The 19,314-nt window shown below is 63.4% G+C and carries 16 protein-coding genes; 5 read left to right on the top strand and 11 right to left on the bottom strand.

Features of this window, described 5'->3' with window-relative positions; genetic code table 11:
* Positions 1-59: 59 nt before the first annotated feature.
* Positions 60-779, bottom strand: a complete 720-nt coding sequence (locus AC0IYH_RS19485) for a cobalt-precorrin-6A reductase (protein ID WP_471835792.1) — start codon at positions 777-779, stop codon at positions 60-62.
* Complete coding sequence (cbiE, locus tag AC0IYH_RS19480) at positions 776-1,981, bottom strand: precorrin-6y C5,15-methyltransferase (decarboxylating) subunit CbiE (RefSeq protein WP_471835791.1); 1,206 nt, start codon at positions 1,979-1,981, stop codon at positions 776-778. The genes AC0IYH_RS19485 and cbiE overlap by 4 nt, the downstream gene beginning before the upstream one ends.
* A 38-nt stretch (positions 1,982-2,019) precedes the next feature.
* Between cbiE and cobG the strand changes: the two genes are divergently transcribed.
* From cobG to AC0IYH_RS19455, 5 genes are all read left to right on the top strand, one after another.
* Complete coding sequence (cobG, locus tag AC0IYH_RS19475; protein ID WP_471835789.1) at positions 2,020-3,366, top strand: precorrin-3B synthase; 1,347 nt, start codon at positions 2,020-2,022, stop codon at positions 3,364-3,366.
* Positions 3,359-3,985, top strand: coding sequence for a precorrin-8X methylmutase (locus tag AC0IYH_RS19470; RefSeq protein ID WP_116627269.1), 627 nt, complete (start codon positions 3,359-3,361; stop codon positions 3,983-3,985). Before cobG ends, AC0IYH_RS19470 begins: the two co-directional genes overlap by 8 nt.
* Entirely contained in the window at positions 3,985-4,716 is a 732-nt protein-coding gene (locus tag AC0IYH_RS19465) for a precorrin-2 C(20)-methyltransferase (protein WP_116627268.1), read from the top strand. Before AC0IYH_RS19470 ends, AC0IYH_RS19465 begins: the two co-directional genes overlap by 1 nt.
* Positions 4,716-6,353 (top strand): precorrin-3B C(17)-methyltransferase, encoded by a 1,638-nt coding sequence (cobJ, locus tag AC0IYH_RS19460; RefSeq protein WP_471835787.1) that lies wholly within the window; start codon positions 4,716-4,718, stop codon positions 6,351-6,353. Before AC0IYH_RS19465 ends, cobJ begins: the two co-directional genes overlap by 1 nt.
* A gap of 235 nt (positions 6,354-6,588) precedes the next feature.
* On the top strand, positions 6,589-7,368 hold the full coding sequence (locus AC0IYH_RS19455) for a hypothetical protein (RefSeq protein WP_471835785.1): 780 nt from the start codon (positions 6,589-6,591) through the stop codon (positions 7,366-7,368).
* On the opposite strand, the gene AC0IYH_RS19450 is transcribed toward AC0IYH_RS19455, so the two are convergent.
* From AC0IYH_RS19450 to accC, 9 genes are all read right to left on the bottom strand, one after another.
* Positions 7,365-7,961, bottom strand: a complete 597-nt coding sequence (locus tag AC0IYH_RS19450) for a MarC family protein (RefSeq protein WP_003171467.1) — start codon at positions 7,959-7,961, stop codon at positions 7,365-7,367. The genes AC0IYH_RS19455 and AC0IYH_RS19450 overlap by 4 nt on opposite strands.
* 180 nt (positions 7,962-8,141) lie before the next feature.
* Positions 8,142-10,913: a hybrid sensor histidine kinase/response regulator gene (locus AC0IYH_RS19445; RefSeq protein ID WP_471835783.1), complete on the bottom strand. Its 2,772-nt coding sequence runs from the start codon at positions 10,911-10,913 to the stop codon at positions 8,142-8,144.
* Positions 10,914-11,026: 113 nt separating this feature from the next.
* Positions 11,027-12,319: a phosphoribosylamine--glycine ligase gene (gene purD, locus AC0IYH_RS19440; RefSeq protein WP_116627264.1), complete on the bottom strand. Its 1,293-nt coding sequence runs from the start codon at positions 12,317-12,319 to the stop codon at positions 11,027-11,029.
* A gap of 73 nt (positions 12,320-12,392) precedes the next feature.
* On the bottom strand, positions 12,393-14,000 hold the full coding sequence (purH, locus tag AC0IYH_RS19435; protein ID WP_012721993.1) for a bifunctional phosphoribosylaminoimidazolecarboxamide formyltransferase/IMP cyclohydrolase: 1,608 nt from the start codon (positions 13,998-14,000) through the stop codon (positions 12,393-12,395).
* 81 nt (positions 14,001-14,081) lie between these two features.
* On the bottom strand, positions 14,082-14,402 hold the full coding sequence (fis, locus tag AC0IYH_RS19430; RefSeq protein WP_002555375.1) for a DNA-binding transcriptional regulator Fis: 321 nt from the start codon (positions 14,400-14,402) through the stop codon (positions 14,082-14,084).
* Entirely contained in the window at positions 14,399-15,412 is a 1,014-nt protein-coding gene (dusB, locus tag AC0IYH_RS19425; RefSeq protein ID WP_116627263.1) for a tRNA dihydrouridine synthase DusB, read from the bottom strand. Before dusB ends, fis begins: the two co-directional genes overlap by 4 nt.
* 185 nt (positions 15,413-15,597) lie before the next feature.
* A complete protein-coding gene (locus tag AC0IYH_RS19420) occupies positions 15,598-16,824 on the bottom strand; it encodes a DUF3426 domain-containing protein (RefSeq protein WP_116627261.1) in 1,227 nt (408 codons plus the stop codon).
* Between the two features lie 30 nt (positions 16,825-16,854).
* Positions 16,855-17,733, bottom strand: a complete 879-nt coding sequence (gene prmA, locus AC0IYH_RS19415; RefSeq protein ID WP_471835779.1) for a 50S ribosomal protein L11 methyltransferase — start codon at positions 17,731-17,733, stop codon at positions 16,855-16,857.
* Between the two features lie 204 nt (positions 17,734-17,937).
* Positions 17,938-19,299: an acetyl-CoA carboxylase biotin carboxylase subunit gene (gene accC / locus AC0IYH_RS19410; protein ID WP_116627259.1), complete on the bottom strand. Its 1,362-nt coding sequence runs from the start codon at positions 19,297-19,299 to the stop codon at positions 17,938-17,940.
* Positions 19,300-19,314: the final 15 nt, after the last annotated feature.

The following is a 19,314-nucleotide window of genomic DNA, read 5'->3' as shown; positions in this document are numbered from 1 at the left end:
AATCTGTGACTGATACACCGCTATCGGGAGCAAGCCCCCCCACATTGGATCGGTGTTGTTCAAAGAGTCTGGATGGCCTGTAGGGTCGCCGCAGCGCAGGTGAATTCTCGGTCCACTGCTGGCAACCCCGGGCGCTTCAACACCAGCACCGGCACCCGGCGCTCCCGCGCGACTTCCAGCTTGGGCTCCGTCGCCGTACTGCCGCTGTTCTTGCTGATCAACACATCAATCCCACGCCGTTCAAACAACGCGCGCTCGTCATCAATCAGAAACGGCCCACGCGCGCCGATGACTTCACAGCGCGCATTTCCCGGATACATATCCAGTGCACGCAACGTCCAGAATTGATCGACGGGAATTTCATCAAGGTGCTGCAACGGCTCACGCCCCAACGTGAACAACGGGCGCTTGAAGGGTTGCAACGCCTCAATCAACGAGGCCCAATCACTGACCTCACGCCAATCATCCCCCGCCTGCGGCACCCACGCCGGACGCCGCAACGCCCAGCAAGGAACGCCACATAAACGCGCAGCCTCAGCGGCATTGCGGCTGATCTGCGCCGCATAAGGGTGGGTCGCGTCGAGTACCAGGCCAATCCCCTCAGCGCGCACAAACTGCGCCAATCCTTCGGCGCCGCCATAACCGCCGGCCCGTACCTGGCACGTAAGGTCAGTCGGCACGCGGCCAACGCCCGCCAGGCTGTAGATATGCTCCGGGCCCAAGGTCCGCGCGATGGCCAGTGCCTCGGTCACACCGCCCAGCAACAGGATGCGTTTCATAGCGGCTTGACCACGTCCAGCAACGTAATCGGCAGCGCCTGGCGCCAGGTATCGAACTCGCCCAACGGCTGGGCCTGGGCCACGTGGATACGCGTCAGTTCGCCGCCATGCTTCGCGCGCCAGTTCATCAGGGTCATTTCACTTTGCAGGGTCACGGCATTGGCGACCAAACGGCCGCCGGGGCGCAGGTGGTGCCAGCAGGTGTCGAGCACGCCCTCGCGGGTGACGCCGCCACCGATAAAGATCGCATCCGGCGCCGGCAGGCCGCGCAATGCGTCCGGGGCTTTGCCGCGAATCAGTTGCAAGCCGGGCACGCCAAGGGCGTCGCGGTTGTGTTCGATCAGGCCCTGGCGGCCTTCATCCGCCTCAATCGCCAACGCGCGGCAGCTGGGGTGCGCACGCATCCATTCGATGCCGATGGAGCCACTGCCCGCGCCCACGTCCCACAACAGTTCGCCGGGCACCGGCGCCAGGCGCGAGAGGGTCATGGCGCGTACATCGCGTTTGGTCAGCTGGCCGTCGTGCTTGAAGGCCGAATCCGGCAGGCCGGCCAGACGTGACAGGCGTGGGGTGTCGATGGACGCCAGGCAGTCGATGGCGACCAGGTTCAAATCGGCGACCGAGGCGTGTTGCCAATCTGCCGCCACGCCGTCGATACGCCGCTCATCCGCGCCACCCAGGTGCTCAAATACGCTCAACTGGCTGGGCCCAAAACCCGATTCCGCCAACAGCGAAGCAATCAACGCAGGGCTGTTGCCATCATTGCTTAACACCAGCAACCGCACGCCACTGGCCAGGTGCGCATTGATCGCCGCCACCGGCCGGGCGACTACGGATAAGGTCACCACCTCCTGCAACGGCCAGCCCAACCGCGCCGCTGCCAGCGACACCGAGGACGGCGCCGGCAGAATCAGCAACTCCTCCACCGGCACTTGCCGCGCCAGGCTGGCGCCCACGCCATAAAACATCGGATTGCCGCTGGCCAGTACACACACCGGCTCGCCGCGCTTGGCCAACACCGGCTCCAGGGAAAACGGGCTCGGCCACAGCTGGCGCTCGCCACGAATGCACACCGGCAGCAGGTCCAGCTGGCGCTGAGCGCCTATAATCCGCTGGGCACGCAACAGGGCATGCCGGGCATTCCTGCCCAGCCCCTTGAAGCCGTCTTCACCGATGCCTACAACCGTCAGCCAGGGCGACATATGAATTCCTTGAACGACATCCGACGGGCAGGCTTTTCATGCCGCCGGACAAAGCAGGCATAATACCGCGCCTTTACCCATCAACCGGTAGCCCCGTGAACCCAACGCCCACTGTAAATACCTTGCGCCCCTCGGCTTGTCCGGGGTTGCTTCGTATTGTCCAGGCGTTGGACGGCGGCATTTGCCGGATCAAACTGGCCGGCGGTTCGATCACCAGCGCGCAGGCGCATGCCGTGGCGGACGCGGCCCAGGCCTATGCGGGCGGGGTGATCGAGGCGACCAATCGCGCCAACCTGCAGATTCGCGGGATCGGCGCCGAGCAGGACGCGCTGATCGCCATGCTGCTGGCCGCCGACCTGGGCCCGAGCAACGCCGCCGGTGATGACGTGCGCAACCTGATGCTCAGCCCCAGCGCCGGCATCGACCCGTACATGCTGTTCGACACCCGGCCACTCGCCGCGCAGATCCTGGCCACCCTGCAAACCAATCCGCGCTTTCATGAGCTGTCGGCCAAGTTCGCCGTGCAGCTGGATGGCGGCGAGGCCCTGGCAATGCTCGAACATCACCACGACCTGTGGCTGTCGGCGTTTCTACGCAATGGCGAGACGCTGCTCGCGTTCGGCCTGGCCGGTTGCCCGGGGCTGGATGCGCCGTTGGCAGCCGTGCCATTGGAGCAGGGCCATGCACTGGTGGTGGCGGTGCTGGAGGCGTTTCTCGACCTGGCGACCGCCGAACAAGCGCGCATGCGCCATCTGGCTGTGGATAAGTTATTGGGCCGCCTCAGCCTGCCGCTGCTGCCGGCCGATGGCTTCAAACGCCCGGCCAGTGGCGCTTTGCTGCATCTTGGAACTTATCCACAGGTGCAAACGAATCAGTTCTACGTCGCCGCCATCGCCCCCTTGGGCCGCCTGGACTCGACGATGCTCAAGGGCATCGCGCAACTTGCCAGCGACCATGGCGACGGCACCTTGCGCTTCACCCCCTGGCAAGGCGTGCTGCTGCCCAACGTCGAAAAGCCTCACGCCGTCGCCGAGCGCCTGGCGCAGTTGGGCTTCCTCTGCTCAGTTGACCAGCCGCTGGCGCGCATGACCGCCTGCACCGGCTCCAGCGGCTGCGGCAAGGCGCTGGCGGACACCAAGGCCGACGCCGTGCAACTCGCCGCGCTGAACCCTGGCGTCGAGGTGCACCTGTCCGGCTGCCCACGCTCCTGCGCCGCCGCCCACGTGGCGCCGGTCACCTTGCTGGCGGTGAGCCCCGGCCACTACGACGTCTATTTTCGCGACGCAGCCCAACCCGGTTTCGGCCGGCTGCACGCACGCACTCTTTCTATTGAAGCGACGGGCGCCTTGCTGCGCGCTCGCCCACGGAGCAACACCGATGATTGATTACATCCGCGACGGTCAGGAGATCTATCGCAACTCCTTCGCCATTATTCGCGCGGAAGCCAAATTGGACCGCATCCCGGCTGATCTGGAAAAACTCGCGGTGCGGGTGATTCATGCGTGCGGCATGGTCGATGCGATCGACGGCCTGCAGTTTTCCGAAGGCGCAGGCAAGGCCGGGCGCGATGCGTTGGCCGCCGGCGCGCCGATTCTGTGTGATGCGCGGATGGTCTCCGAAGGCGTGACCCGCACGCGCCTGCCGGCCAATAACCCAGTGATCTGCACCCTGCGCGACGACAGCGTGCCGGAGCTGGCGCGCGAACTGGGCAACACCCGCTCCGCTGCCGCCCTGGAACTGTGGCGCCCGCACCTGGAAGGCAGCGTAGTGGTGATCGGCAACGCACCGACGGCGTTGTTCTACTTGCTGGAAATGCTCGACGCCGGCGCGCCGAAACCGGCGTTGATCCTCGGCTTCCCGGTCGGGTTTGTCGGCGCAGCCGAATCCAAGGCGATGCTGGCGGCCGACAGCCGTGGCGTGCCGTTCGTGATCATGCAGGGTCGCCTGGGCGGCAGCGCCATGGCCGCCGCTGCGGTCAACGCCCTCGCCACGGAGGTCGAATAATGCCGGCACGCGGACGTTTGATCGGCCTGGGCGTCGGCCCCGGCGACCCGGAGCTGATCACCCTCAAGGCCCTGCGCCTGCTGCGCGAGTCGCCGGTGGTGGCGTACTTCGTGGCCAAGGGTAAAAAGGGCAATGCCTTCGGCATCATCGAAGACCATCTGGTGCCCCAGCAAACCCTGATGCCGCTGGTGTATCCGGTGACCACCGAGGTGCTGCCGGCGCCGATGTCCTACGAGCAAGTGATCAGCGATTTCTACGACGCTGCCAGCGTCGACGTGGCCGCGCACCTGGACGCCGGCCGCGATGTGGCGGTGATCTGCGAAGGTGATCCGTTCTTCTACGGCTCCTACATGTACCTGCACGACCGCCTCGCCGAACGCTACGAAGCACAGGTCATCCCTGGCGTGTGCTCGATGCTCGGCGGCGCCTCGGTACTGGGCGCGCCGCTGGTGTATCGCAACCAGAGCCTGTCGGTGCTCTCGGGCGTGCTGCCCCATGACGACCTCAAGCGCCGCCTGGCGGATGCCGACGCGGCGGTGATCATGAAGCTGGGTCGTAACTTCCCCAAGGTGCGCCAGGTGCTGGAAGAACTCGGTCTGGCCGGGCGCGCGCTGTATGTGGAACGCGCCACCATGGCCAACCAGAAAATCGTCGCGCTGGATCAGGTCGACCCGTCGTCCTCGCCGTACTTTTCGCTGATCATCGTGCCCGGTGAACGGTGGCAAGGGTGATGACACCGGCAATCGTGATCCTGGGCCAGGGCAGCCTGGCCACCGCGCGCAAAATCCAACAGGTTTACCCTGGCGCATTGATCCACGGCCTGGCCGGGCGCGTTGAAGGCGCCGACCAGAGCTATAGTGAATTCGGCACGACCCTGCGCCAGCTGTACCAGCAAGGCACGCCGCTGATTGCCCTGTGCGCCGCCGGCATCATCATCCGCACCCTGGCGCCGTTGCTGCTGGAGAAGGGCGAAGAACCCGCCGTGCTGGCCGTGGCGGAAGACGGCAGCGCCGTGGTGCCCTTGCTCGGTGGCCTGGGCGGCGTGAACGTAATGGCGCGCGAGATTGCGGCCGCACTGCATGTGGCGGCGGCGATCACCACCAGTGGCGAGCTGCGTTTCGGTACCTGCCTGCTCAACCCGCCTGCCGGTTATCAACTGGCCGACCTGGAACTGGGCAAGCGCTTTGTCTCGGACCTGCTGGCCGGCGAAAGCGTGCGCATCGAAGGCGCGGCGCCGTGGCTGGAGCAGGCCAACTTGCCGCAGGATCAGCAGGCGCGCCTGGCGATCCATGTGGGCAGCGCCGAGCGCAAGCCTGAGGCCAACGAATTGCTGATTTACCCGCAGACGGTGTGCGTGACCTGCAAGCCGGGCGCAGATTTGGCCGAGCGTGTACGCACGGCCTTGCACGACGCGGGGATCGCGCTGCAATCCCTGGCCTGCCTGAAGGCCAGCGATACGCAGATGGCCGAATCCTCGTTGCATGAAGCCGCATTGGAGCTGGGTGTGCCGCTGCGGTTTGGCAACGTCGAGCAAGATGCCGATATCTCTATCAGCGTCGCCGAGCAGCCCTTGGACCTGGCGCAGGTTGGCCGCGCCCGTGGCCGCCTTGCCGTAATCGGCCTGGGCCCTGGCGCTGCCGAGCTGATGGTGCCGGCGGTGAAAGCCGAACTGGCGCGCTGCACCGATGTGCTGGGTTACGAAACCTATGTGCGCATGGCCGGGCCGTTCCGCGAGGATCAAGTGCAGCACTGCACCGACAATCGCGAAGAAATGCAGCGTGCCCGCCACGCCTTCGAGCTGGCCGCCCTTGGGCGTTCAGTGGTGGTGGTGTCCTCCGGCGACCCTGGTGTGTTCGCCATGGCGGCGGCGGTCATCGAGGCATTGCATGAGTCCAGCGACCCGGCCTGGCACCAGGTCGACCTGGAAATCCTGCCGGGCGTCTCGGCCTCGCTGGCCACCGCCGCCCAGGCGGGCGCGCCGTTGGGTCATGACTTTTGCGTGATGTCGCTGTCGGACAACCTCAAGCCCTGGTCGATCATCGAAAAGCGCCTGGACCTCGCGTCCCAGGCCGATCTGGCGCTGGCGTTCTACAACCCGATCTCCCGCTCGCGGCCATGGCAGCTGGGGCGCGCGCTGGAAATCGTCGCGTTGCATCGCACGGCGCAAACGCCGGTGGTGCTGGGTCGTGATATCGGTCGCCCGGGCCAGACCCTGCGCGTCACCACGCTGGGGCAGCTGACGCCGGAGCAGGTGGACATGCGCACCATGGTGCTGATCGGCTCGTCCACCACCTGCGTGTTTCCGCGCGCCGGTGGTGGCGACTGGGTGTACACGCCACGCTGGTACGGCGAAAAACCGGCCTCCTGAAAACGGCCTGCCATGCGCCAGAAAGCTCCGAATGACACAGGGTGAAAACCTGCGGTTGTTCGGAGCTTTTTCTTTTTTCAGCGCTGAATAACGGAAGGTGCACAGGTACGCCGCGTGATTGCTGGGCGTGGCTTTTTCGGGTGGCGGACCAAGCGATGTTTGTCGTCTGGAAAGCCCACCGGCCACGCACTAGTGTGGGGGTGAGCCCCATGTGGGGTGGTTGTGGAGAGCAGAAATGGAGCGACATCACAAAAGGATCATGGGTGCCAAAAGGCGCAAGTTGATTGCCGCCTACAAGCTGCCGGGGGGGCCGGGCGCGCCCCCTGCTGTGCCGCTGGGCACCGAGGATGAGTGTAATGCGGCGGTGGTGAACAACGGTGTGATCGCGTTTATCGAGGGGATGTCCGCCCTGAACCGCGAGTACATCCGCAAGAGCTACCTGCTGGCCAGCAGTTATGTCAGCGATGTGTTGCAGGTACAGCGCGGCACGGAGGCGTGGTACGCGGAATTTATCAAGGTGATGATCAGCCTGGGCTGGCTGCCGGTGCGCAGCCGCTTCGAACGGGTCAAGCATTCGGGCAAGGGCCTGACCGTGCAGTTGGCGGCGCTGAACATCATTGCCGCCATGCTGGCGTCGAGTTCGCTGGTCGGGCCGTTGCTGGGCGCATTGCCCAAGCTGGCGGCGGACGCACTGGAGGCGTTGAAGCAGCACCCGGCTTCATTCGAGCTGTTCAAGCGCAACAGCACGGTGCACCAGGGCGGTGACTTTGGCCTGGCCTCCTGCGCCGAAAGCGCGGGCGAAGTGACCATGGTGCTGGTGACTTACAGCTCACACGGTGTGGGCAAACAGGTGGGGCTGCCGTTTCTGGAGTGGGACAGTTCGTCATTCGAGGCTTTCAGCGGGCAGACCTGCCTGGTGCTGAATACCTCGGTGGTGAATGAAAAAACCATTCAACTGATGCGCGAAAGCGCGGGCGACAAGGTGCAACTGGCGATCGCCAAATACCGGATCTAGGGCACCAGATAACCGCGCACGCCGGTAAAGATGATTTGCGCGGCGAGGGCGCACACGAACAAGCCCATCAACCGGCTGACAATCTGCAAGCCCTGGTCGCCGAGAATGCGTTCGATGCGGTTGGACAGGTACAGCACCACGCCGACCGTGAGGCTGGCCAGGGCGATGCTGAGTATGGCGGTGAGCTTGTCATCCCAATGCGGCTGGCTCACGCCCATCACCAGCAGCGCGCCGATGGTACCGGGGCCGACGGTGAGGGGGATGGTCAGCGGCACGATGGTCACGTCCTGCTGCACGTTGTCGGTCTGTACCGCCGACTTGCCTTGGGCCATGCCCAGGGCGGAAATAAACAGCACACTGCCGGCGCCGATGCGGAAGGCATCCACGGTGATGCCGAACACACTGAAAATCACCCGGCCGAACAGGTACAGCAACACGCTCGATACCAGGGTGGCCAGCGCGACTTTCCAGGCCAGGCGGCGACGTTCCTTGCTGGAATAACCACGGGTCAGGCTGATAAAGCAGGACAGCACAAAGAATGGGCTGTAGAGCACCAGCATCTTCAGGTAAACGCTGAATAACACGTGGAGCATGAGGGGCGGCTCGCGAGCGGAAAAAGTGGTGAGAGTCTATCAGGCGACAGAGAGTAAATGTGGGAGGGGGCTTGCCCCCGATTGCAGTGGGTCAGTGACAGATGTGCTGGCTGATACACCGCTATCGGGGGCAAGTCGAATCGTCGCACCGCCCCTCCCACATTTGATTGCATTTCAAGGTCAGGACGGGGCGTGTTCCGGGCGCTGCTGGCGCTGGGCGACCCAGAACTCCACCAGCTCACGCAACTGCGACAACTCCACCGGCTTGGCCATGTGCCCGTCCATCCCCGCCTGGCGTGCGCGCTCTTTGTGTTCCGAAAGAATATGCGCCGTCAGCGCCACCACCGGCGTGCGAATGCGTTGGTGGCTGACTTCCCACGCGCGCAGTTGCTGGGTGGCAGAGAAGCCATCGAGGATCGGCATCTCGCAGTCCATCAACACCAAGTCATAGCGCTGGGCCTTCATCGCCTCCAGCGCCTCCTCGCCATTGCTGGCGGTGTCCGGGTTGAGGTTGAGCTTGCCGAGCATGCCACGGATCACTTTGGTGGAAATGCTGTTGTCTTCGGCCACCAGGATGCGGAAGTCGCTCGGCACGGTGATGGCCGCCGGCGCGCTGGGCACCACGCGGGGCAGTACGTTACCTTTGCTGCGCTGGGCCAGTTCGTCGGCCAGGGTGGTCTTGAGCGTGTAGCCCGCCACCGGCTTGGCCAGGATGCGTTTGATCCCGCAGTTACGCGCGATGATCTTGCTCGGCGCATTGCTGATGCCGGTGAGCATGATCAACAGGATGTCGTGGTTAAGGCTCGGGTCTTCCTTGATCTTGGCCGCCAGTTGCATGCCGGTCATTCCGGGCATGTTCTGGTCCAGCAAGACCACGTCGAAATAATCGCGCAGGTGCGCCTTGGTACGCAGCAGCGCCAGGGCTTCCTTGCCCGAAGGCACGGCGCTGACGTTGAGGCCCCAGGCGCTGCATTGCTGCACCAGCACTTTGCGGCAGGTGTCGTTGTCGTCCACCACCAGCACGCGGGCGTCCTTTAGCGGGCCGTCGAGGTCGGAGGTGGGGTGCTCCAGGCGTTCCGGATCCAGTGGCAGGGTCAGCCATAGCGTGCTGCCCTGGTGGGCGCCGCTCTTGATGCCGAACTCGCCGTTCATCAACAGGATCAGCTGGCGGGCGATGACCAGGCCCAAGTGGCCGCTCAAGCGGGTGGCCGAGAGGAAGTTCTTGCTGTGCAGTTCGCTGTGCAGCAGCGCGTCGCGCTCGGCGGCTTCCATCGGCAGGCCGCTGTCTTGAACCGCAATGCGCAGGCGCGGCTGGGTGCTGCGGTCGTCCAGCGCAACCACGATCAGCACTTCGCCTTCATCGGTTTTTTTCAGGGCGTTTTCCAGCAGGCTCAACATCGCCTGGCGCAGGCGCGTCGGGTCGCCGCTGATCACGCGCGGCACCTGGGGCTGGATAAAGCTGATCAACTCGACGTTCTGTTGCTCGGCCTTGGCGCGGAAGATGCTCAGGCAGTCGTCGATCAGCGCATTGAGGTCGAACTGCACGTCGTCCAGTTCGATCTGCCCGGACTCCAGCTTGGAGATGTCGAGAATCTCGTTGATCAGCGTGAGCAGTTCGTTGCCGGCGCTGTGGATGGTTTGCACGTAGTCGCGCTGTTTCACCGACAGCGGCGTGCCCAGCAGCAGCTCGGTCATGCCCAGCACGCCGTTCATGGGCGTACGGATTTCATGGCTGATCTTGGCCAGGAACTCGGCCTTGGCCGCGATCTCGGCATTGCTGGCCGCCAGGTCGCGGCTGAGGCTGAAGCGCGCCTCGACAATCGCGCGCTGGCGCTCGCCCAGAGCCAGGCTCATCAACAGGCCACTGAGGCAGATAAAGGCCAGCAGGGTGATGATCAAGCCTTGCGGCGACACCATCGTCAGCCCCAGCAGGGCCGGGAGGATGATCAACGTGCCGATGTTGAACACCACCATCGCCGCCACGAACAGACGCGCCGGCCGATAGCCTTTTTGCCAGTGGCACGCCGAGACGAACAGCATGCTCAAGCCGGCCAGGGCCACCAGGGCGTAGGTGATGATGTTCAGCGGCAGGGTGTTGACGAATAGCAGCAACAAGCCGCAGAGCACGATAAACAGGATGTCGGCCATCAACAGCTTGTTCAGCGGGTGGGGCCCCAGGGGCATGAAGAAACGGTAGGCATACATCAGCCCGCAGGGTGCGGTCAGCAGCAGCGCGAGGTAGGCGCCCGGGGTCTGGATCGCATGCCAGTTCGGCAGCCAGGGTCCCGCCAGGTTGAGCAACAGCAACAGGCTGAGCATCAACAGGATTTCGCAGGCCGCCAACCACAGGCTGCTGCGCGAGCGGTGGTAGGCGAAGCGCGTGATGTTGTGCAGGATCAGCATCAGCAGGCAGCCGAACAGCAGGCCGTAGATCAGCGTCTGGGTCTGGTCGGCGGCCGCGAGCACGGCCGGTTCCAGGGTGATGTAGGGGCGCAGTTCGTGTTCGGAGACCAGGCGCAGGTAGACCTCAAGGGGCTTCTGGCTCTGGGGCATTGGCAGCATGAAATCACTGCTGGGCAACGGGCGTTCCGCCTGGGGCTGGCGGGTGCCGGTGCTTTGTTGTTCGACCAGGGTGTCGCCGTCCAGCACGTAGAGGCTCAGGTGCGACAGATCCGGCGCAAATACCCGCAGCACCTGTTCGTGCTTGCCGGGCTGCAGCTTGAAACGTACCCACAACGCACCGTCCGGTTCCGCGGCGGTAATGCGGTCCAGTTCGATGGGGCTGAATTGGTTGGTGTAGCGCGAGGAACGGATGTCGCTCAGCTGCAGGTCGGCCTGCTCATCAAGCAATACTGCCCAGCCACTGCCTTGCGCGGCAGCCTGGGCCGGGAACAGGCAGAGCAGCGTCAGCAGGCTGACAGTGAAACCTATGGCGATCCTGAGCCAGCGCACGGCGAAATCCCTTCGTAGGTTGATGCACGGGGTTAACTATGCGCGGGGAGGCATGAGTACGGCAAGGGCCAGAGGCCCTTGCCTAACCGAACGGATAGCTCCAGCTGTACGGCTTACTGGCTCTCGCCGCGCTCACGGGCAATGGCGCGATAGCCAATGTCGGTGCGGTAGAAGCAACCTTTCCAATCGATTTTTGCCGCCAGCTTGTAGGCCTGTTGTTGCGCGGCGTCGACACTGGCACCCATTGCGGTGGCGCACAAGACACGGCCACCTGCGGTTACAACTTTGCCATCCTTGAGCGCGGTGCCCGCATGGAACACCTTGCCTTCCAGCGTAGCAGCCGCGTCCAGGCCTTCAATCACATCGCCCTTGGCGTAGTCGGCAGGGTAACCACCGGCTGCCAGTACAATGCCGACGCTCGGACGTGGATCCCACTGCGCTTCCACCTTGTCCAGGGCCTGGGCCAAGGCGGCTTCCACCAGCAGCACCAGGCTCGACTGCAAGCGCAGCATCACTGGTTGGGTTTCCGGGTCGCCGAAGCGGCAGTTGAACTCGATGACTTTCGGGTTGCCGGCTTTGTCGATCATCAGGCCGGCGTACAGGAAACCGGTGTACACGTTGCCTTCGTCGGCCATGCCGCGCACGGTCGGCCAGATCACCAGGTCCATCACGCGCTTGTGCACGTCAGCGGTGACCACCGGGGCAGGGGAGTAAGCACCCATGCCGCCGGTGTTCGGGCCAGTGTCGGCGTCGCCGACGCGTTTGTGGTCCTGGCTGGTGGCCATTGGCAGCACGTTCTTGCCGTCGACCATTACGATAAAGCTGGCTTCTTCGCCGTCGAGGAACTCCTCGATTACCACGCGCGAACCGGCTTCGCCAAAGGCATTGCCGGCGAGCATGTCGCGTACCGCGTCTTCGGCTTCCTGCAGGGTCATCGCGACGATCACGCCTTTACCGGCCGCCAGGCCATCGGCCTTGATCACGATCGGTGCACCGACTTCACGCAGGTACGCCAGGGCCGGCTCGATCTCGGTGAAGTTCTGGTAGTCGGCAGTCGGGATCTTGTGGCGTGCCAGGAAATCCTTGGTGAAGGCTTTCGAACCTTCCAGCTGGGCCGCGCCGGCGGTAGGGCCGAAGCAATCCAGGTTACGGCTGCGGAACAGGTCCACGACGCCGGCCACCAGCGGTACTTCCGGGCCAACGATGGTCAGGGACACATTCTTTTCAGCAAAGTCGGCCAGTTGCTCAAGGGCCAGCACGTCGATGGCGACGTTCTCGCACTTGGCTTCAATGGCGGTGCCGGCGTTGCCGGGTGCGACGAAAACCTTCTGGACGCGTGGGTCCTGGGCAACTTTCCAGGCCAGGGCGTGTTCACGGCCACCGCTGCCAATGATCAAAACATTCATGTCAAAAACCTCAAATTCTGTAGACGCCGCAGATGCGCTTTAGGTGGGAGGGGGCAAGCCCCCTCCCACATGATCAGTGACGGAAGTGGCGCATGCCGGTGAAGACCATGGCGATACCGGCTTCATCAGCGGCGGCAATCACTTCGGCATCACGCATCGAGCCACCCGGCTGGATCACGGCGGTTACGCCGGCTTTCGCGGCATTGTCCAGGCCGTCGCGGAACGGGAAGAACGCGTCGGAAGCCATTACCGAGCCCACTACCTGCAAACCGGCGTGCTCAGCCTTGATCGCGGCGATACGCGCCGAGTTCACGCGGCTCATCTGGCCGGCGCCGACACCGATGGTCTGGCGGTTCTTGGCGTAGACGATGGCGTTGGATTTAACGTATTTGGCCACTTTCCAGGCGAAGATCAGGTCGTTGATCTCTTGCTCGGTCGGCGCGCGCTTGGTCACGACTTTAAGGTCTTCGCTGCCGATCATGCCAATGTCGCGGCTCTGTACCAGCAGGCCGCCGTTGACGCGCTTGTAGTCCCAGGCAGCGGCGCGGTCAGCCGACCACTCGCCGCAGGCCAGCAGGCGCACGTTGGCCTTGGCGGCGACAATGGCGCGTGCTTCTTCGCTCACGCTAGGGGCGATGATCACTTCGACGAACTGACGCTCGACGATGGCCTTGGCGGTTTCGGCATCCAGCTCGCGGTTGAAGGCGATGATGCCGCCGAACGCGGATTCGGTGTCGGTGGCGTAGGCCAGTTCGTAGGCCTGGCGGATACCGCCTTCAGCGTCCGGGCTCACGGCCACGCCGCACGGGTTGGCGTGCTTGACGATAACGCAGGCCGGCTTGACGAAGCTCTTCACACATTCCAGCGCGGCGTCGGTGTCGGCCACGTTGTTGTAGGACAGTTCCTTGCCTTGCAGCTGGGTCGCAGTGGCGATGCCGACTTCGGCCGGCTTGGCTTCCACGTAGAACGCCGCGCTCTGGTGCGGGTTCTCGCCGTAGCGCATTTCCTGGGCCTTGATGAACTGGCTGTTGAAGGTGCGCGGGAACTGGCTGCGGCCTTCGGTCGAGAGGGTCTCGGCGGCCTGGTTCACGGTGCCCATGTAGTTGGCGATCATGCCGTCGTAGGCGGCGGTGTGTTCGAACGCCTTGAGCATCAGGTCAAAACGCTGGGCGTAGGTCAGGCCGCCGGCTTTCAGGCTTTCCAGCACTTGGGCGTAGTCGCTGGCGTTAACCACGATGGCCACGTCTTTGTGGTTCTTGGCAGCCGAGCGAACCATGGTCGGGCCGCCGATATCGATGTTTTCGATGGCGGTCGGCAGGTCGCAGCCTGGCTTGTTGATGGTGGCTTCGAACGGGTAGAGGTTAACGGCCACCAGGTCGATCGGCTTGATGCCGTGCTCGGTCATGATGGCGTCGTCGATACCGCGACGGCCAAGGATGCCGCCGTGAATTTTCGGGTGCAGGGTCTTGACCCGACCGTCCATCATTTCTGCGAAACCGGTGTAGTCCGCCACTTCCACTGCGGCCACGCCGTTGTCCTGCAGCAGTTTGAAGGTCCCGCCCGTGGAGAGGATTTCCACGCCCAGGGCTTCCAGCTCCCGGGCAAATTCGAGGATGCCGGTCTTGTCGGAAACGCTGATCAAGGCGCGGCGGATCGGCAGGCGGGTAGTCTGGTCGGTCATTTCAATTTCCATCAAAAGCAAAGGAGTCAGCAAAAAAGGCGACCGGTTTTACGCGGGCGCCTTTCTGGTTTGATTGAATGCTTACAGCAAATCGTATTGTTTGAGCTTCTTGCGCAAGGTGCCACGGTTGAGGCCCAGCAGCTCACTGGCTTTGGTCTGGTTGCCCTTGACGTAGTTCATCACGCTTTCGAGCAAGGGCGCCTCGACTTCGGAGAGCACCAGGTTGTACACGTCCGTGACGGAAGCGCCCTCAAGGTGGGCGAAATAATTGTGCAGCGCCTTCTCGACACTCCCGCGAAGGGTCTGGCCTTCTTCGCTCGGCGTGTTGAGGTGCTGTTTCAAATTGACGTTGTCGCTCACGGGTGTTGTTCCACTCACTAAAGTCTCGGTCATCATCGTCATGCGGCCACCCCTTCTCCGTCCCCTGCTCTCAGGCTCTTGTCTCGTTCGGCAAAGAACTCACGAACGGCGGTGACCTGTGCTTGCGTTTCATCCAAACGATTGAACCCGGCGCGGAACTCCCTGGCGCCCGGCAGGGTTGCGAGATACCAACCCACATGCTTGCGAGCAATGCGCACACCCATCACATCTCCGTAGAAGGTGTGAAGGGCGGCCAGATGCTCTAGCAGAATACGTTCCACCTCGACCAACTCCGGTGCCGGCATGATTTCGCCGGTACGCAGAAAATGGTCGATCTCACGAAAAATCCATGGCCGCCCCTGGGCAGCCCGGCCAATCAACAAGCCATCGGCGCCGGTTGCGTGCAGCACGCGCCGGGCTTTCTCGGCTGAATCGATATCGCCATTGGCAAACACCGGCATCGACACCGCCTGCTTGATCGCGGCGATGGTGTCGTACTCGGCTTCACCTGTGTACAGATCGGCGCGGGTGCGGCCATGTACCGCCAGCGCTGTAATACCTGCCTGTTCGGCGATCTTCGCCACCGTCAGGCCGTTCTTGTTGTCCCGGTCCCAGCCGGTACGGATCTTCAGGGTTACCGGCACATCCACTGCGGCGACAACGGCCTGCAGGATCTCGGCAACCAACTGCTCGTCTTTCAACAGCGCGGAACCGGCGGCCTTGTTGCAGACCTTCTTGGCCGGGCAGCCCATGTTGATATCAATGATCTGTGCGCCCAACTCCACATTGGCCCGGGCCGCATCCGCCAGCATCTGTGCATCACCGCCGGCGATCTGTACCGAGCGGGGCTCGGGATCACCTTCGTGGATCATGCGCATCCGCGATTTGCGGGTGTTCCACAAGCTCATGTCGCTGGTGACCATTTCCGAGACTACTAGACCCGCGCCCAAACGCTTGCACAGCTGACGAAAGGGCTGGTCGGTGACGCCCGCCATAGGGGCGAGAATCAAGCCGTTCTGCAATGTATATGGGCCGATGCGTACCGCCGACATAGGACTTCCCTGTTGTGGGGCCGGATCATTAGAGTTCGAAAAAGGGTTGGCATGATACCCGCTCTCGATGACTGGATAAAGGCTGAATTGGATAAAATCTGAACAGTTATTTCTTTATCGCCGCCGGTTTGGTTGCGCAGCGCCAAGTCAAGAATCTGCCGTCAAGCATCAAGGCATGAACCGATTCACTCGGGCGAGTGGAAGCTCAGGCTGTAATTCACGGCTTTGTTGCCCGGGTCGAGAATGTCCAGGGAGATATGGATCGGGGTCTGCGATGGCATTTCGCTCACGCCCGCCAGTTCGCCGCTCAGGTATTCGGCGGGTTTGAACCGACGACTGGCGATCAGGCTGCCGTTCATGTCTGCAAAGCGCAGCTCCAGCAGCGGGAACGGCTGGGAGAACACCGCGCGGTTGTAGATGATCGCGTCCACCACCAGCGCCCCGGCGAATTCCGGATGGCTGCGCACCACCAGATTACTGCTCTTGATGTGGGCGATATCGACCCGCGACGGCACGGTGCAGCCCAGTGTGGGGCACAGTTGCTGGAACCACGGGCGGTAGGCGTCCTGGCGGGCCAGGTCGTCGAACTGGTAGGCGATGTATTGGCCGGCCAGGCCGGCGGCGGCGATCAGTACCAGCAGCAACCAGAGCAGGCGACGGCCGAGGCTCGACTGGCGCTTCTGCGCGTAGAGGTGCAGCGGGTCGTCTTCCAGATCGTGCAGCATCTCGTCGTGTACCCCGGCCTCGGCGCGCGGGCGCTTGCGCCGCGGTTGCGAGCGTTCTTCGGGTTCCGGCGCTTCTGCTGCGTGGGTCAGGGGCGTAAACGGCGGGTCGAGATCATCGTCATCCAGTCTCGAATGTAACGTCGGTTCGTCTTCGATATCGTCGGCGTGAAACGACATGGAAGGTTCGGTGCGCTGGCGCGTCGGTTCAGGGTCGTCGTCGACGGCCTGGGCGCGCTCTTGCGGCGGGTCGCTGAACAGGCTGGCGGCCCATTTTTCTTCCTCGGCCTTGACGGTATCGCGGCTGGCGCTGAGGGCGTCGTCCTTTTGCCGGCGGTCGGAGCCTGCCTGGCGACGCTCGGCGCCGGCCTGCTGGGTATGCGAAATCTCGCGGCGCTCCAGCTTGGCCAGTTCTTCGTCGAGGTCGAGGTTGTCCAGGTCCAGTTCTTCGGCGGTCCATTGCTTCTGGCTGATGGCCCGCGGCGCCTCGGCGATCGGCTCGGCGATGCTCGGCTGCTCAGGTTCCTGTGCGCTGGCCTGGGCGCGCTGCTCCAGCAACTGGCGCACCGCGTTGAACACTTGCAGGCACGAACCACAGCGCACCACGCCTCGGGCCACGCTCAGTTGAGCATGGTTGACGCGAAAGCGTGCTTGGCAATGTGGGCACTGGGTGACGAAACTGTCGGTCATGCGGCCATCCGATTCAGGCAAGCGCTCATTCTAGCGCCGACGCCCGCTGATGCGTACCCAGCCATCGCGGTTGGCGATCGGGTCCAGCTCGAAATCCTGGGCGTAGGCGGCGGCCACGTCTTCGCCCTGTTCTGCGAGGATGCCCGACAGCGCTAGGCGCCCGCCCGGCTTGACCAGGCTCGACAGTTGCGGCGCCAGGGAGACCAGCGGGCCAGCGAGGATATTGGCCACCAGCACATCGGCCTGCACCTGGGGCAAGTCTTCCGGCAGGTAGAGGGGGAATTTGCCGTCAGGAATGTTGTTGCGCCCGGCGTTGTCGCGGGAAGCTTCCAGGGCTTGTACGTCGATGTCGGTACCCACGGCTTCCTTGGCGCCCAACAGCAGGGCGGCAATCGCCAGGATCCCCGAGCCGCAGCCGAAGTCCAGCACATGGCTGTCGGTCAGGTCCTGACCGTCGAGCCATTCCAGGCACAGCGCAGTGGTGGGGTGGGTGCCGGTGCCAAAAGCCAGACCCGGGTCCAGCAGCAGGTTGACGGCCTCCGGCTCCGGCGCGGCGTGCCAGCTCGGTACGATCCACAGGCGCTGGCCGAAACGCATCGGCTGGAAGTTGTCCATCCAGCTGCGTTCCCAGTCCTGGTCCTCGATCACTTCACTGTGATGCTCGGGCAACGGGCCACCGGTGAGCAGTTCCATATGGGCCAGCACGGCGGCTGCATCGGTGCCGTCTTCGAACAGGGCCAGCAAGTGGGTGTGCGACCACAGCGGGGTGGTGTTGAGTTCCGGCTCGAAGATCGGCTGGTCTTCGGCGTCCATGAACGTCACCGACACGGCGCCGACTTCGAGGAACGCGTCTTCGTAGGTTTCGGCTTGTTCTGGGCTGATGGCGAGACGGACTTGCAGCCAAGGCATGGCGGGCACCTTTGAAAAAATGAGTGTGCAGCGGGGAGGGGCTGCGAAAGGGCGCAAGTTTACGCGAGAGCAGGGCAGAAGACGACTGTACTGACTGAACACAAATCAAATGTGGGAGGGGGCAAGCCCCCTCCCACATTTGAACTGTGTGTGCCTGCCACAAACAACAAAGCCGCCCGAAGGCGGCTTTGTTGGGTGGAGCACTTACTGGTTGGCCAGTTTGTGTTCTAGGTAGTGAATGTTCACACCACCTTCGCAGAAGCCTTCATCACGCACCAGGTCCCGATGCAGCGGGATGTTGGTCTTGATGCCGTCGACCACGATTTCGTCCAGGGCGTTACGCATACGGGCCATGGCCTCGTCGCGGGTGGCGCCCCAGGTGATCAGCTTGCCGATCAGCGAGTCGTAGTTGGACGGAACCTTGTAGCCGCTGTACAGGTGCGAATCCACACGTACGCCATTGCCGCCGGGCGCGTGGAAATGCTTGACCAGGCCAGGGCTTGGGATAAAGGTTTTCGGGTCTTCGGCGTTGATGCGGCACTCCAGGGAGTGGCCGTGCATCTTCACGTCGTCCTGGGTGAAGGACAGCACGTTGCCAGCGGCGATGCTGAGCATCTCCTTGACGATGTCGATACCGGTGACCATCTCCGAAACCGGGTGCTCTACCTGCACACGAGTGTTCATCTCGATGAAGTAGAAACGGCCGTTCTCGTAGAGGAACTCGAAGGTACCGGCGCCACGGTAGTTGATGTCGATGCACGCCTTGACGCAGCGCGCCAGCACTTCCTCACGGGCTTTCTCGTCCAGGCCCGGTGCCGGTGCTTCTTCCAGCACCTTCTGGTGACGACGTTGCAGCGAGCAATCGCGGTCGCCCAGGTGGATGGCGTGGCCCTGGCCGTCGGAGAGTACTTGCACTTCCACGTGACGTGGGTTGGTCAGGTACTTTTCCAGGTAGACCATCGGGTTGCCGAACCAGGCGCCCGCTTCGGAGCGGGTCTGCTTGGCAGCTTCGATCAGGTCTTCTTCCTTGTGCACCACGCGCATGCCGCGACCACCACCGCCACCGGCGGCCTTGATGATCACCGGGTAACCGACTTCGCGACCAATGCGCAGAGCGGTTTCCTCGTCTTCCGGCAGCGGGCCGTCGGAGCCAGGAACGGTTGGCACGCCGGCTGCGATCATGGCGTCCTTGGCCGAAACCTTGTCGCCCATCAGGCGAATGGTTTCGGCTTTAGGGCCGATGAACGCGAACCCGGATTTTTCCACCTGTTCGGCGAAATCGGCGTTTTCCGCGAGGAAGCCGTAGCCCGGGTGGATGCCATCAGCGCCGGTCACTTCCGCGGCGGCGATGATGTTCGAGACTTTCAGGTACGAGTTCGTGGCCAGTGGCGGGCCGATGCAAATGCTTTCGTCCGCCAGTTTCACGTGCATCAATTCGGTATCGGCCGTCGAGTAAACAGCGACGGTCTTGATGCCCTCTTCCTTACAGGCGCGCAGGATACGCAGCGCGATCTCGCCGCGGTTGGCGATCAGGACTTTTTGCAGTTTCTTCGCAGGTTTCAACATCGAAGGCGCTCCGCG

The sequence above is a fragment of the Pseudomonas sp. AC463 genome (genome assembly GCF_979253585.1).
This window is presented reverse-complemented; position numbering and strand designations above follow the sequence as displayed.

Coding starts and splice junctions, on each gene's coding strand:
- cbiE (WP_471835791.1), bottom strand. CDS start 1,981: ATGTCGCCCTGGCTGACGGTTGTAGGCATCGGTGAAGACGGCTTCAAG.
- purH (WP_012721993.1), bottom strand. CDS start 14,000: ATGACCGACCAGACTACCCGCCTGCCGATCCGCCGCGCCTTGATCAGC.
- AC0IYH_RS19470 (WP_116627269.1), top strand. CDS start 3,359: ATGATTGATTACATCCGCGACGGTCAGGAGATCTATCGCAACTCCTTC.
- purD (WP_116627264.1), bottom strand. CDS start 12,319: ATGAATGTTTTGATCATTGGCAGCGGTGGCCGTGAACACGCCCTGGCC.
- AC0IYH_RS19450 (WP_003171467.1), bottom strand. CDS start 7,961: ATGCTCCACGTGTTATTCAGCGTTTACCTGAAGATGCTGGTGCTCTAC.
- prmA (WP_471835779.1), bottom strand. CDS start 17,733: ATGCCTTGGCTGCAAGTCCGTCTCGCCATCAGCCCAGAACAAGCCGAA.
- accC (WP_116627259.1), bottom strand. CDS start 19,299: ATGTTGAAACCTGCGAAGAAACTGCAAAAAGTCCTGATCGCCAACCGC.
- cobG (WP_471835789.1), top strand. CDS start 2,020: ATGCCGCCGGACAAAGCAGGCATAATACCGCGCCTTTACCCATCAACC.
- AC0IYH_RS19485 (WP_471835792.1), bottom strand. CDS start 779: ATGAAACGCATCCTGTTGCTGGGCGGTGTGACCGAGGCACTGGCCATC.
- AC0IYH_RS19455 (WP_471835785.1), top strand. CDS start 6,589: ATGGAGCGACATCACAAAAGGATCATGGGTGCCAAAAGGCGCAAGTTG.
- fis (WP_002555375.1), bottom strand. CDS start 14,402: ATGACGATGATGACCGAGACTTTAGTGAGTGGAACAACACCCGTGAGC.
- dusB (WP_116627263.1), bottom strand. CDS start 15,412: ATGTCGGCGGTACGCATCGGCCCATATACATTGCAGAACGGCTTGATT.
- cobJ (WP_471835787.1), top strand. CDS start 4,716: ATGACACCGGCAATCGTGATCCTGGGCCAGGGCAGCCTGGCCACCGCG.
- AC0IYH_RS19420 (WP_116627261.1), bottom strand. CDS start 16,824: ATGACCGACAGTTTCGTCACCCAGTGCCCACATTGCCAAGCACGCTTT.
- AC0IYH_RS19465 (WP_116627268.1), top strand. CDS start 3,985: ATGCCGGCACGCGGACGTTTGATCGGCCTGGGCGTCGGCCCCGGCGAC.